Here is a 13,997-nt window from a genome sequence, read left to right as displayed (position 1 = left end):
ATGTGCGACCTTGCCGCGCTAATGTTGATCAACCCGAACGTTAAACCTAATGTATTGGCTTATGTCAGTTATTCCGTGTCACCCGCGTGTGCGCAAAAACGAAATGCAGCGAACTCGACTAGGATCAACAATTGAGCAGACGACACTCAAGCTTAGTTGGATCAATTACTACGGGTTGACGACCGGTGACGCTTTTAACCTGCTGTATCATATTTTCGGTCCCACCTGGACCATCGCCAGCTTCGCCATTCCATAGAGCAACAAATGACGATCCACTTAGTCCATGCGATAGCGTAGAATAGAGCATCCATCGGTTACAGCGATCATAGTCCGAGCCAAAAGTGGTCGCCGCGCCAAACACGTTTTGTAATTTCTCGGCAAGCGGCTCGCTCTCGAACTTGTAACGAAGCCGGCGCAGGAGATTCGCTTTAACGAACATTTGGGCCCCGGCCTCCCTATAGAAGACGAGGATTTCGTCTACGGTCTTACCGAGAGCTAAACCGGCGGCGATGATGCCGCCGGTGCTTGTGTCCGATATGTAGTCGAAATAATCGGACAACCGAAAGTCACCGCGACCGCAACGCCTTTTGAGAAGATCCTCAATGCGGCGCAGAATGCCCAGTGCAAGCACACCCCGAATTCCGCCACCGTCGATTGAAAGCAGGCGCTTCTGTCCCGATCGGGCAATACGGTCAAGCCGGGGCATGAGCACCCCGCACAATTTAAACAGGAAGATATAAAATGACACTATCTTAGGAGAAGCCGCTTAACAAGCACAATGGTAGAGACTCCGTTCGCTGCAAGCGCCCTGGCAGCTTTTCTTTCAGAAACGCTATTCACGATGGCATGCACAATCGATGCACTAAACGCTGGTCGTGGCAGCTAAATAGCTTGTGTAGTCATTTGACGCTCCGAGCCTGCCGCGTCCCATTCATGACGCACTCGATAACCGTTCCCTTATGCAATCTCGTTCATTGTCTGAATAAAGGCGGTCTCAAAATGCATGCCATCGGGCCGGCTTCCAAAATGTCCGCCTTAATAGAACCCATGCCTGTTTGCGAGTGGCACCAGCTCTCGCGTCGAGCGGCGAGTGCCAACGAGCGCTGGTCGAGCGCCCAATCTATTTTCGCTCGCGTTTATGTCGAAGGCACTTCCGAACGCGTGGTTTCTTACGCGAAATGCAATGGACAAAGAAGGCTTTGTCGCTGCTAGCGGATCGGCCGTACGAAGAGCTTGAAAAAAGAATTCCAAGCCCTCGCTCAACTCGATGACACACCCGTCTGGTCAATCGGTCATTTCAGAGGGGTGATATCGAAGATCGACCTCCTTTACACGATTGCTGGGTCGATGACAGCGACGGACTTTAAGCAGCGCTACTTTTCGATGGCGCGCATGGTCTTGGGCGAGGACGATCCGTCGCTCGATCTCGCAGAAGATGAACGCTGGGCAGCATCCATTCACGGCAAGGTCCGAGAATTTCGGAGATGTTCCGTGAAGGCATCTCAGAGACGCTAGTGTTATTGGCCGTTCACGGCAACAACCTCTTCAAATCGTGACTTGGCGTGGACACCGAGATCGAAGCGACCCACGTGGTTCGCGATCTTCTGGATACGCCTTTGACCACCCGTACCGGCGTCTACAATTCGCGCGGCGTGCATTGGCGAGGTGAAGGCGGCGAAGAACGGGAGCTGGCCGCCAAATACCGTAAGTGGGGCGAAGCACTCCAATTCTCGCATCCGTTCGTATCTTCTAATCTGTCGATGAAGTTAGCTCAGACCTACGAGCACGAGGCGGGCAGCCACGATACGGAGGCTGGAATTCGGCGTCGCCTACGGTGATACTCCGCTCAAACCTGCGTCCCTCGCTGTCGACTCAGGTGTGTCATACGGCGAATGACAAACGGTATGAGCGGTAATTCACGAGGCTAATACCTCGTGCGGAGTACTACGACTGGCGCAGGCGCCAGCGGAGCTCCTCACTCGCCAGAACGTAGATGAACTACGGGACCTGTTCGACTACACGCCGCGCGCGCCGAAGGTATTGTCGGATGAGCAGCTGGCGCTGATGGAGCGGGAGTCAGCTTCCCTCGCGCGGGAATTCAAGGTGGCCGAACAGACCTATGGGACCGATCATCTCGACTTGGTGCTGGCGGTCGGCTATTTGTCGAAACTGCTGCGCAATGGCAAGGTGGTCGGCTATCTCACCAAGCATTCCCAGGAGTTGCTGTTTGAATTCCAACGGATCACGGAGTCGGAGGCGAGCGCGGCCTGACTGTCGATCTCTCCCAATTCAGGTCAATTTGACTGCGTTCGCGTATGCGTTGTTATGGCATAAGTTTGCCGACGAGCGAGCGGACCGCTTGTTGGGCCACTCGCAGTCCAAAATGTCCGTCAAGTGCCTGCCGGCTCAACCGGTCGAGGCGTTAAATCTCTCCGCTGGGGTTTCAAATTGCAAGGTCTCACGTAGTCGTTCGTTTAGCTGACGAGCCACTTTGTTCAGATAGGCTTGCGAGTGCATCGACAAGTCGGTGCCCTTTGGAAAGTACTGTCTTAGCAGGCCATTGGTGCTCACGTTCGATCCGCGTTGCCACGGGCTCGCGGATCGCAAAAATACACGTCGATGTTGGTCGCCAACGTAAAGCGACGATGATCCGTAAGTTCCTTTCCCCGGTCCCAGGTCAGAGACTTATACAGCTCCTTTGGCAGCTTCTGCGCCTGTTTGATCAGCGCGGTGACTACCGTTCGGGTGTCCTTACTGGCCACCTTGGCCAACATCACATAGCGCGTATGACGCTCGACGAAGGTTGCGGAAGTGCAGCGCAAAGCGGAAGAAGCTGACCTGCCCCTGAAGTTTCACCCAGTAGCGGTTAGAGTCTCGGCGGATGTTACGCCGTTTGGCGCGGTGTGAGCAACGTGCGATCGGCGGAGCTGGTCGGGGTTGCGCAGCCGATCGCACGTTGCGGTGAGGTAGGCGGCATAGGCCGCAGGGGTCAGATAGCCGAGCGAGGAATGCGGGCGTTGGCCGTTGTAGTCGCCGACCCAATCCGCAATCTTGGCGCGGGCGTGATCGAGGCCGAAGAACAAGGTTTCGTTGAGAAGCTCGTCCCGCATCCGGCCGTTGAAGCTTTCACAGAAGCCGTTCTGCATCGGCTTGCCCGGCGCAATGAAGTGCCAGTCGATCTTGTTCTCCTCCGACCAGGCCAGCATGGCATTGCAGGTGAACTCGGTGCCGTTGTCGGAGACGATCATGCCCGGCTTGCCGCGCTGATTGATCAGCGCCGTCAGTTCGCGTGCCACCCGCCGCCCCTGGATCGAGGTGTCGGGGATGGCCGCCAGACATTCCCGGGTCACGTCATCGACGATATTCAGGACCCGGAAGCGACGGCCGCTGGCGAACTGGTCGTGGACAAAATCCAGCGACCACCGGGCGTTCGGCCGAGCCTCGACCAGTATCGGCGCTCGGGTGCCCACGGCGCGGCGGCGGGCCCGGCGCTTGCGCACGCTGAGGCCTTCCTCTCGATACAGACGGTAGATCCGGTTCCGCCCGGACGGCTCGCCCTGCTGGCGAAGCAGCACGAACAGCCGGCGGTAGCCGAACCGCCGACGGGCATTAGCAAGCTCGCGCAAGTGGCCGCGTAGTTCGGTGTCCGGCGGTCGGCACGATCGGTACCGAACCATCTTGCGGTCAGCGCCGACGATGCCGCAGGCCCGCCGCTCCGCCAGACCCATGACGGCCTGCAGGTGCGCGACGGCTTCGCGCTTGGCGACGGGCCCTACCATTTTTTTGACAAAAGCTCGCGTAGCGCTGCAGCATCCAGCATCTGCTCGGCCAGCAGCTTCTTCAGCTTGGCGTTCTCGTCCTCGAGTTGCCGCAACCGCTTGGCATCGGAGACGTCCAGACCGCCGAACTTCGCCTTCCAATTGTACAGCGTCGCTTCAGAGACGCCATGCTTCCGCGCCAAATCGGCAGCCTTCGCACCCGCCTCATGCTCACGCAGCACGCCAATAATCTGCTCTTCCGTAAACCTGGCTCGCTTCATCTGTCCGTCCTTCAGAAGGCCGGACTCTAACTTCAACTGGAGGAAATCGGCAGGGGCAGGTCAAAGCTGAGCAGCAGCGACTAGCGGCCTTAAAGGCATTGGTGGATGGCCGGGCATTGGTTTGGCGGCGGGCCTGAGCGACCCAACCGATGGATTGGGCGCGGTGGGCGCATTTGCAGCGCTGAACAACTATACGTCCCCGAAGGGCAGCGCACTGTCTTCGCACTACCGAAGTCGTCGGGTCTTGTTATAGAATTTTGGCAAGACGATTGCGAGCACTCCCGAATTTGCAATCACGGAAGGAATTTTAATTGGGTTGTGCAGAAGGCTCGACTGGTCTGAACGTCTCGAACTTGAAATGAGATTCACTGACGCCATTATGCGCCACTTGTTGACCGATCCGCTCAAGGGCGTCGATTGAGTCTACTGCGTCCAACCGCTGAACTCGCTCCGGAACCAAATCTGAACAGCCGATCCTTGATAGGCCAGCCTCCGTTAAGTCGGCGTTGTATCGAACAAACCGAAACGCCTTATTGGAAAATGGTCCAACAGAGCCAATCATGTCACCGATCTCGCGATCCAACGGCGCGCCCGCGACGCATTGACCGAACACACGACAAAGGAAATCCTGCTCGTTCAGGGCAGCCGACATCAGTGCTGAAGGGATGTTGGTGGCATTATAAAGTATATTCATCTCCTCGGCCGTAAGGCTCAAATTTTCGCCCGCGCTGGTGCCGGTACCAACTGAAACAATTAACATCTCGTCCACCCCCGTTTTCCAACCACGTTTTTCAGGCGGAGCGAGAGGCCAATAATTGCTGACAGTTGCCATCAGGAACATCTGAAATGCGGGATTGTTGTACATCGTTACACCGCCATCGACGAAAATGAACGGCTTATCACCGCAGACTAGAGTCTCGGGTGGAAAATATATCGGCGCCGCAGTGCTTGCTCTCGCCAGCTGCCAGAGATGCATGTTGAGATTACAAGCTGGATGTCGAGGGTCGTTATACTTGGCGAAAGGATTATTACAGATAGGCCACGGTGAGTCGGTCGTGGCGTTTCGCATCACAAGGAGAAGTAAAGTCTCGATTTCTCCTGAGCCGAGGGTTGTGGTCTCACCAAACACCTCCCGCAGCTTCTCTGCTAATGGCTCACTATTGAACTGATATCGAAGTCGGCGAACGATCGACGCCTTATTAAATATGTCTTTTCCATTGTCGGTATAAAAGGAAAGTATGTCATCCACTTTCATTCCGAGAGACAGGCCTGCGGCGATGATGCCGCCCGTGCTCGTTCCTGCTATATAGTCAAAAAAGTCGGCGAGGCGGTATTGAGGGTTGTCGCTTTTTTCAATCAAAATCTGTTCAACGCGCTCCAGAATTTTGAGTGAGATGATCCCGCGAATTCCGCCCCCATCAATAGCCAGCATTTTGCGAGGGCCATCTTTCGCAAGCCGCGCAGCAAGATCGTTCTTTTTCCTGGTTAAGCTTGTCATTTTCGGTACCTCAATTTTTGAGGAGGTCCATTAGCTTGCTCGTTTGCTTCTTTGTCACGTCCACCATCCAATCAGACGGCGCGCGCGAGAAGGCGTCTTGTGAAATTGCGGCTCCCGTAGGATCACTCAGGACCGTCAAGGCTTCCCCCAAACTAGCTTGGGTCCAATACGCCTCTTCACTGAGCAGCAAGGACTTTCCGTTCTGGTTCTCCAGGAACTCGAGCCGTTGTCTGCAGATGTCCACGATACGGCGCCGCACCCTCGAAGCGAGCGTTTGGTCCGTTACAGCGTCGTCGCCTTCGCTTAGAGTCGCCCGGAAGTTCAACAGGTAGGCCAGATTGCCACCCGTATAGTAGTCGTTTCTGATCAGAAACCCCCGCTCAGCAGCCAAGATCGCAATACTTAAATTTTCTAGCTTCGATTCTCTGGTGGCGCCTGGTAGTTCCGCCTTTCGTTTGTGGATCGCACTCCACAGGCCAAGCGTCTCTGGATCCGTCGTTACATCCGGAGAGAGATCACACAACAGATGAATGGCCACATCATATTCCGAAGTAGGATCAGTCACCCCAGCACTCTGCGTAAAGACCTTATCCGCCGCCTTATAGGTCGCCAGCGCGAGTTCCTGAATTACTCTAGGGCGAGCCTGATTTGCCTTCCGCCCGGGATCCGCGCGGGTTTGCTCCGCATAAATCCGCGATAAGGTTTCTTTCGCTGCGTTGAAGTCCCCATTGTTCCGAGCATCTACCGCCCTTCGGAAGAGCGCCGCATACGTTTCCTGGTCGTCAGGAGCGGAACTATTTCCCGATGAAAAAATGCCGCCTTGATAGGTAGTGTGCGAAGAAGGGGCTCGTAAAGATGGAGCGTGTAACCCCGGGACGTAAATGTATACGGGGCTATCGCTCGTTTGGCCTTGTCCAATTGCGCCTATTAAATCTGTTAGCGCTTTCTGCATGCGGACCACCTCATCGTAACCGATGTCGGGTCCCAAGTGGGTATAACGACGTATGACGACGTGATTGACGTCGAACGGGCTTCGAAATTCTTGCTCCGCAATAACGATTGTCGATCGCGGTTTTAAAGCGTGTCTGATCCCCAGCTCGAAAATGGCATTCAGGTTAGAGGTCGACAAATCAGCGATAACGAGATCGGCCTTGAGCAATTGCTCGTACATTGGAACGTCAATTACACCAGAATGCTGAATTTCGTCGGCCCTTACGCAATCATATCCGCATGAAGCTACAGCCGGCTTGATCACGTTCTTGTAAGTTTGATCAAGGTTTAGTTTTCGACCCGTAGCAGGATCAGATTTCTCACCGAAGCCCATGATCACGAAACATGACGGCATCTTTTTGATCCCAGTTCTAACAGAACAATCTGGATCTAATTCGGCGACAGTATTTCAAATCGCTCATTCGGTCTAAGGGCAGCAATCATACTTGCTGGGCCCCCGAGCCCATCACCCTTTTCGCCGTTCCACAACGCAATCAACCGGACATGTCCGTTCGATCGCGCCAGCTGAACAAGACGCAGGTTACATTCAACATAGGACCAGTCTGTATCTGGCAAACCAAGGGCGCGTCGATCTTCGGCGCGCGTTTTGTTCCATAGATCCCAAAATCTTGAGGTCCATTGATCGTCTGGATCAATCTCGACGGAGTTTTTCACGAACTGCTCGGGTCCAAATGGCAACACGATTACGGTTCTTAGTGACAGACGCCGAGATTCCTCGTGGAATAGAATGTCGCCGCCCCGCGCCGCACTAGCGAACCCAACGATTTGAGGATCCCGCTCTTGGGTGGCGCAATCGGATGCGAAGCTGGCAATCGCACCTGAAATCCGATCTCGTGCCCTGCTCTCGAGATCAGGTGGAAATCTGGGATGAGGTCGATCTGGCTTATCGATCATGTGTCCCGTAAACAGCAAAGAGAAAGCCATGCAACCCTCTGACAACTAAAGACCGAACTTCATACATTGATTGTCGATATAAACCCGAGCACCCTGCACTCTTGCAGGAGCCTGCATCTTTTTGAATTCGCCGGGCCAGTTAGTCCCGCCGCATTGAATCGCGCTTGGCGACCCAGACATTAGATCCACTTCTTTTAGTCGATCAGGCGGTGCTAGACTGAGAAAGCAGGTTCAACATCTTCTCATAGTACATTTCTATGAGCCGCCGTCTGACAAACCAACTGACATTAACAAGATGAAACAGCTTTGTTTCCGACTTGTCTTGGGTGTCTTCTGGCAGCCAGTACGATTCTACGTCCATGGGAGCGGCCGTAAAGTAAAATCTCTGCACCTCTGAATCTAGCGCTCGCTCGAAGCGTCGAAGTGATAGTCGAAAGATCAATGGAGAATTGGGTCGTCGAAGATAACATCCCTTATCGGCGGGCATCTTGTGGCTGATGAAGATTTTCAAGGCATCCTCGCCAGGCTAGGACATTGTTCTGCGGCGCCTACTGAAGCACGAAGCCGGCTCACGAACACACATCGTGTGGCGATCTGAGATTTGATTATGTTTGAAACTAGAACGCCCCCCAACGTCCGAAACCGCGCCATAAGATCGATAACTACGAGCTCGACTCTTTGAATCATCAAAGCGACCTCAGGATAAAGCGAGTAACGACCTTGGATCAGCAATCTCGGTACTAGTTTGCCCTACCAATTCGCAAGCCACAACTTAAAAGTGCGCCTTGGCCGAAGCAGCCGTAGGTCGGATCTTCGCTTTTTTTGCACGGAGCCCCATCCGAGCGCCCATGATCTGCGGCCGGATCTGGCGCTGCGCTATCTTCGTTATCGTGGCTTCCATTCGCCGGCTCATAAGAATACCCGTCACGGACGCGGGCTTTGCGCTTTGCGGTCACCTTTCACAGAACCGAATACATCGGCCGCCATGTTAGCGAGATTGTCACGAAGCCTACCCCAGCTCTGATCGGAATTTAGTGTCATGATCTGTAGGTCTTGAAACATGAGTCGTAGGCCGTCGCTCCAAGTCACCGGATCTCGGGCGACTGGAAGAATTTTTTTGCCCAGAAGATCCGCAAACTTGAGTTCGCGGCGGCAATATTTGCTACTCTGATAATCTGTAGAGAGGCAGGCGATGAGAAGGCAGCAATTGCTGACTCTCTCTTCGAGCGCTTCGTCCCAGACCGAGCCCGGCTGGATGCCGTCATCCCACCAGAAGCTCACGCCGGCTGACGTGAGAAATTGCATGACGCCCATTGCGAAATCCCAGTTCTTATGGGCGTAGCTGAGGAAGACATAAGGCCCGGTCTGGGTTGGGACTGGTGTCCGCACGTGAGGAAACGCCAGTGGCCGACGAACAGGCTGAGACCGACTCGACGAGTTGTCGATTGCCGTTCGTACATAGTCGCGCGGCCGCAAGCCGAGTGCGAAGCTGTCGAGATCGTCGGCCTCGATCGAAACGCCGTTGCGCGGGAGCCAGCGCATGGCGATGATGTCGCGGCGCAAGATAGGTATCGCGTCGGTAACATTTTGGAGGATCGCTTCCTCGAGCCAAGCTCTGACGACGCCGTTTGTGTCTGCCGTCCCAAATGATTCTGTGGCATGCCATCCCTCCCTGCGTGCGAGTTCCAGAACATCCTGAAGTCCGGCAGCGAGGCCACGCATGCTGGTACCGCCCTGCAGAACCTCGGCGAGTGCCGGGATCAGAGGGCGGGCCCGATCCGGGTGCGGGACCGTGCGCACAAGCTCGACACGATAGCTGAAGGTCGCATCACGAACACGGGCCTGGTCTAACAACCGGCGCGCGATCGATGCCATCGGTAAATTGAACGCCAGCGGTTTGCCTGATGGTAGCCGGACGTCATGAATCTGAGGTGTCAGGTAGGACCACGCGGATCGATCCTCCCGCGCAGCCGTACCCCACAGCGCTTGGAAGCCGATCTCGCCCTCTAGGCGAATGACGGCTTTCCGAAAGGCATCTGCGCCCGGAGCCGCAGCTGGTGCGAAAGTCACTTCAAGATCGCAGGCCGTGCCAGCGTCGGGGCTTGCGCACGCCTCAAAGACCACCTTCGACGGATAAGTCTGGCTGACGAGTTCACCGACCCCGGTCAAATCCGGCTGACTTCCGGCGATACGACCTTCGTTCGGCCAGAACGAAATCTCGACTGTCTGTGGCGTCATGTCCTGCCCTTGTGCCAGCGAAGGTCAAACAACGAGAAAACATTCATATGGCCGCGGATGTCGCCGACTTCCGCTCCTTGGTCTTCTCGTTCCCCTCCGTCAGGGCCCTATTGCGATCGCCACGGATGATCTGGAAGTCGAGATCGGCTTCGATTTCCTTTTCTTTAAGGAAGGCCTTGATTTCGCGCACAATGTTACGATGGGAGGTTTCCGCCAGGGCATTGAGCTCCATGAGATCGAACTTGGTTGGGACATGGTCTCCCACGACAAGTGACTTGTACTCGATCCTATTGCCTTCCCTAATCACGGTTGAAATTGGGCTAGTCTCGCTCCACCGGGCCCAATTGAGGTAGCTGTCCCAGCCGACAAAGGCATCGCGCCCAAACGTCTGCACATGGACGTGAACGTTGCCCTGCCCTTTGGTGATGACAAGCCGTTCGCGCTCTTCAAAGCCTCTCGGCGTAAGGGACTGATATATCTCGATGCTGAACTCTAACCCCGGGTCCATTTGTTTCAGGGCGTCGGCGATCCGGCTCTTGAACGAATCGAACTCGTTCCCGGCCTCCGGAACGCTTACCTGCCAGCTATCGATCCTGAACTCACGGCGCGGGGTTCGTACCGGCTGCTTGGCCACCGCCTCGTAAACAGGCCGGCGCCGAGACAGCCATATTGCGAATCCAACGATCACAAGACCGAAGAGGCCAATGCCGATCATTTGCGCACGCCCGGTATCGTCGTAGTAGGAGTATGCGTCGGCATTGGCGAACGCTTGTCCGAAACCGGCGAGAACGGCCATCGCACCCATCCAGCCGAGCACAGTCGGACCGGTGAGGTGCTTCGGTTTGGCCTCCTCGATCAACTCGTTCTCGTACTCCTTCAGCATCGGCAGCGGCACAAACGAGGCAACGATACGGGCGATGAGGGGAACTCTCGATTTGAAATAAGCGGGTTTTTTCCCGCCCCGGACCAGATACGCCACCATCTCGTCCAGCTCGTCGTGGGGCATCGCCCAGTACGTTGCCTCGTACTTCTTTTGATGTCGAGAAAGCTCGGCAGTGTAGATGACCGGATGTACCCGATAGGGCTCCACCTGGATCGTGACCTTCAGGTGCGAGCGGTCGAATGTTCCGGTGAGGCCAGTCTCCGCGAGGTGGCGCCAGACATCGACGGCAACGTAAAGCGGATATTCCCCAGGTTGGGATTTTCGCAACCAGCCTTGCAGGCCGAGAGCTGCCAGACTCTGCTCGATGCGGGCTGCGACCTGGTCGCGGCTCTCAGCCGCCCAATTCCAGCGGGATTGATCGGAAACTGGTAGGATGGGCCGGGCGTCCTCAAGTTGCCCCGATTGTTCCGCGTAGAATGTTTGCATGGACCCCTCCGGTTGGTTCCTTGCTCTCAGTAGAAACGTCAACCATTCCTCATTCGGCCAGAAGTGTGACACCCGGTATCGGTGCGGCAATTGGAGCAGGTCGGGCGCCAACCCAAAGTAGCGTTCAGAGTCATTGCGAGGTTCGACGAACGGATACGAACCGGTCGACTTTCGCGGAAGCTCTTTGACGCTTCAGGATATCAAACGATCGGCACATCAAATGTAAGGTAGATCACATTGGTCAAGGAAATCGCGCACGATGGTACCTGATCCACGTTCGGAAGCCGACGTCTTTTGCGTAGACGCCCGCCAATATGCAGCGCCTCTCACAAGGAGAGCTCAACAATGAAACTCGAAACTCATAACTGAGCTACGCGCAGGAGACAGGCCGGGTTCGGACGGCGGCCGCCAGTGTCCGTGGCCGCCATCCTCAGCGGCCGGCATTCGAAACCTTTCACGTTAAGGGACTTCGTGCTTTTCGGCTCTCTAAAGCGCCGGGTGGCGCGAAAAGGTCTTCGAGACGATCGTCTCGATACCGCAACGAGCTTGATCCACGTAGCCATCATGCTCTCAAGACGGATGCCATTGTCCGCCGACTCGCAGAGACTCTACGAGAGCGCACTATCAATGCACGAGAAGATCTTTGAAAAGGAGCATCTAACCACAGCCTATACCCTGGTGGCTTTGACCGGCTTCTGGGAAGGCTCCGACGACCCGAGGTATGCGCAAGAGCTCTATGAGCGCCCGCTCGCCATCCGACAAGATAAGCTGGAGGTACGAACTTCAAAACGGCGATCTCGCTTCAAAGTGTCGCCAAAATGATCCGGCGACGTAGCGATTTTGGGCGCGCGATCCAATGCAAGGTGAGTGTCGCATGACTGATGCCTGGCCGGAGACAATGGCGTCATTCGCAAAACCGATGTTATGGAATGATCCAGACGAGGTCCTCCGGTGCACTCGGCGGACAAACAAAGTTGTAAATCCGACGTCTGCGTTGGGCCAAGAAGAGAAGCGCGATCTAACCGCTCGTCGCAGCGCGATAGAAGGCTTCTACCTTACCCAGGTCTTTTGAGTGTGTGCCCGCTCGATCCGTTCTTGTTTTCGAATCAACGCCGGCAGGTCGTACCGACCGAATCGCTTCTTTGACATTGTCTGGTCCGAGGCCACCAGCAAGTATGACTGGGGTGCGAACACTCTCGACTATCATTCGACTGATGCGCCAGTCATGCGTCACGCCCTGCGCGCCGATTTGCACATCACCTGTGCGATGACTGTCGAGCAAAATCCAATCGACAACCCCATCATATGCTTGCGCCACACCTACTGCCTCAGGTCCCGCGACAGGTACGCTGCGCATGAATTTGGCCTTCGGCAGGGACTTTCGCAGCTTCACGACAAGATCAGGCGTAAGCAATTCGCTTGATGCGCCAAGATGAACAATGGGCGGATCAAGCTCTCTCGCCATCCGTTCGATAAGAGCGACATCCGCCGAGAGGAACAGCGCGGAAAGTACGGACGGCGCCCGCATCATCTTCATAACGGCTAACGCCTTCTGAACCGGAAGCTCCCGAGGGAAGGCTCCATCGCCGACGAGCACGCCGACATGATCCAAGCCGATTGCCGATATCGCCGCGGCTTCCGCAGGTGTCGCGACTTCGTAAATTTGCGTCAGCATTGTCTTACACGCTGCCACCACTCAGTTGATTAGACGTCGGCGTCGAACGCGTAGTGCCCGAAGAAATAGCGCAATTCACATTCCCCCGGTCGCGCTTTGAGGCTGCTATAGCGACGCCTGACGCGAAAAGAATAGATCGGCGGCAGGGAAAATGTAAGCCGTATGTCACGCGCACTCGGTCTGACGCCGTCTTCGGACATGTTCGCGCATCGCTTCTGAGACGGGCGGCGAGCGTGGTGTCAGCGAGTGCCGGCGGGATCGCCACAGGCAACTATATCGCGGGGAGATTTTCGACCCGCTACCTCCGGCGGAGAGAATACCGCCAGGTAACCTCCGTCCCCTGCGAGCTCATATGTGGCGACCTCGCGATAGCCGACGGCGGTCAATTCGCAGCGCAAGAGCTCAATTGGCGTGCCATGCTTCGACGTCGGAAGCTCAAGGTCGACAATTCCGACCCGCGCACCCTGCTTCAAGGCGGGCGCGAGATTGTAGAGGAAGGCATAGGGTTGGGCTATCTCATGATACATGTGCGCAAGGATTGCGGCATCCAGCGAGGAAGCGGGCAGACGCGGGTCGTGTGGTTCGCCGAGCGCGAATTTCACGTTCGTCAACTTCAGAAGTTCTGTTCGCCTGGCGAGCTCCATGAGGTAATCCCGCCTGACGTCCTGGGCAACAACAGAGCCGGCGGGTCCGACGAGGTGCGAGAGTCTGACCGTGTGGTAGCCACTGCCTGCACCAATGTCGCCGACTGTCATGCCAGGCTTCAGTTCGAGAACACGCGCGATCTGACCGGCCGCATCGAGCGCGTCGCGGTGCTCTTCGGCGGAGCGGCGTGCGCTGACAATCCGTGCGACAGGGCGCTGCGGCGAGGGAAACTCGTTTGCAGCGACCCCGGGGGGAGCCAGATAACCTATGTCAGCGCCGTATGCGCGAATTGCAGCAAACGCTACAAATAGCGTCGCTGCATAAGCCAGTGCCGTCACGGGCCTACCACGCATTCTCAGCCGGTCTAGGCGCAGTCGCCCACGTTTTGTGAGCTCCAGATGTGCGCCCACCGCCATGTCAACGAGGTTCAATGTAGCAGGCAACTCCATCCGTGCGCCTCGCGTTGACGCCGACCGATCGTACCTGAGAGCAAATCCTATCAACCCAATGGATCTGCATTGGGTCAAGCCATATGTCCGTTGCGAGTCAAAAGCGCCTCTCTGGCACGCCGCCGTTCACTTCCGGTCTACTACTCCGATGATCGGACCTGCTCGGCTCACTTGCCACT

The 13,997-nt window shown here is 56.0% G+C and carries 12 protein-coding genes and 2 pseudogenes; 4 read left to right on the top strand and 10 right to left on the bottom strand.

All coding sequences use genetic code 11. The annotated features are described in order from the left end of the window. Positions 1-124: 124 nt before the first annotated feature. Complete coding sequence (locus AB7G19_RS03065) at positions 125-748, bottom strand: patatin-like phospholipase family protein (protein ID WP_441267716.1); 624 nt, start codon at positions 746-748, stop codon at positions 125-127. Between the two features lie 485 nt (positions 749-1,233). Here AB7G19_RS03065 and AB7G19_RS03060 point away from each other — a divergent pair, with 485 nt between their 5' ends. The 3 genes from AB7G19_RS03060 (at position 1,234) to AB7G19_RS03050 (ending at position 2,271) form a co-directional block, all read left to right on the top strand. Beyond that, positions 1,234-1,515 carry a hypothetical protein gene (locus AB7G19_RS03060; RefSeq protein ID WP_441267715.1) on the top strand — a complete coding sequence of 94 codons (282 nt, stop codon included), beginning with the start codon at positions 1,234-1,236 and terminating at the stop codon, positions 1,513-1,515. A gap of 47 nt (positions 1,516-1,562) precedes the next feature. Continuing rightward, on the top strand, positions 1,563-1,838 hold the full coding sequence (locus tag AB7G19_RS03055; RefSeq protein WP_441267714.1) for a hypothetical protein: 276 nt from the start codon (positions 1,563-1,565) through the stop codon (positions 1,836-1,838). Positions 1,839-1,914: 76 nt separating this feature from the next. Continuing rightward, positions 1,915-2,271 carry a plasmid partitioning protein RepB C-terminal domain-containing protein gene (locus AB7G19_RS03050; RefSeq protein WP_441268815.1) on the top strand — a complete coding sequence of 119 codons (357 nt, stop codon included), beginning with the start codon at positions 1,915-1,917 and terminating at the stop codon, positions 2,269-2,271. A 135-nt stretch (positions 2,272-2,406) separates the two neighbouring features. On the opposite strand, the pseudogene AB7G19_RS03045 reads toward AB7G19_RS03050, so the two are convergent. From AB7G19_RS03045 to AB7G19_RS03015, 7 genes and pseudogenes are all read right to left on the bottom strand, one after another. Next, positions 2,407-2,807, bottom strand: a pseudogene (locus tag AB7G19_RS03045) (IS30 family transposase); the annotation flags it as partial. A 45-nt stretch (positions 2,808-2,852) separates the two neighbouring features. After that, positions 2,853-3,920, bottom strand: a complete 1,068-nt coding sequence (locus AB7G19_RS03040; protein WP_231142186.1) for an IS3 family transposase — start codon at positions 3,918-3,920, stop codon at positions 2,853-2,855. Continuing rightward, a pseudogene (locus tag AB7G19_RS03035) lies at positions 3,887-4,039 on the bottom strand (transposase); the annotation flags it as partial. The pseudogene AB7G19_RS03035 and the gene AB7G19_RS03040, both read right to left, overlap by 34 nt. A 307-nt stretch (positions 4,040-4,346) precedes the next feature. Then, entirely contained in the window at positions 4,347-5,537 is a 1,191-nt protein-coding gene (locus AB7G19_RS03030; RefSeq protein WP_441267713.1) for a patatin-like phospholipase family protein, read from the bottom strand. 10 nt (positions 5,538-5,547) lie between these two features. Further along, positions 5,548-6,882 carry a tetratricopeptide repeat-containing protein gene (locus tag AB7G19_RS03025; protein WP_441267712.1) on the bottom strand — a complete coding sequence of 445 codons (1,335 nt, stop codon included), beginning with the start codon at positions 6,880-6,882 and terminating at the stop codon, positions 5,548-5,550. Between the two features lie 1,484 nt (positions 6,883-8,366). Next, complete coding sequence (locus tag AB7G19_RS03020; RefSeq protein WP_441267711.1) at positions 8,367-9,680, bottom strand: toll/interleukin-1 receptor domain-containing protein; 1,314 nt, start codon at positions 9,678-9,680, stop codon at positions 8,367-8,369. Between the two features lie 43 nt (positions 9,681-9,723). Continuing rightward, positions 9,724-11,049 (bottom strand): hypothetical protein, encoded by a 1,326-nt coding sequence (locus tag AB7G19_RS03015; protein WP_441267710.1) that lies wholly within the window; start codon positions 11,047-11,049, stop codon positions 9,724-9,726. A gap of 411 nt (positions 11,050-11,460) precedes the next feature. On the opposite strand from AB7G19_RS03015, the gene AB7G19_RS03010 reads away from it, so the two are divergent. Then, the gene (locus tag AB7G19_RS03010) at positions 11,461-11,871 is read left to right on the top strand and encodes a hypothetical protein (protein WP_441267709.1); all 411 of its coding nucleotides are present in this window, start codon (positions 11,461-11,463) and stop codon (positions 11,869-11,871) included. Between the two features lie 196 nt (positions 11,872-12,067). Here AB7G19_RS03010 and AB7G19_RS03005 read toward each other — a convergent pair whose 3' ends face one another. Continuing rightward, a complete protein-coding gene (locus AB7G19_RS03005) occupies positions 12,068-12,724 on the bottom strand; it encodes a phosphoribosylanthranilate isomerase (protein WP_441267708.1) in 657 nt (218 codons plus the stop codon). A 239-nt stretch (positions 12,725-12,963) separates the two neighbouring features. Then, on the bottom strand, positions 12,964-13,722 hold the full coding sequence (locus AB7G19_RS03000; protein ID WP_441268814.1) for a methyltransferase domain-containing protein: 759 nt from the start codon (positions 13,720-13,722) through the stop codon (positions 12,964-12,966). Positions 13,723-13,997: the final 275 nt, after the last annotated feature.

Source organism: Bradyrhizobium sp. 215_C5_N1_1 (assembly GCF_052075935.1).
Classification (GTDB): domain Bacteria; phylum Pseudomonadota; class Alphaproteobacteria; order Rhizobiales; family Xanthobacteraceae; genus Bradyrhizobium; species Bradyrhizobium barranii.
This window is presented reverse-complemented; position numbering and strand designations above follow the sequence as displayed.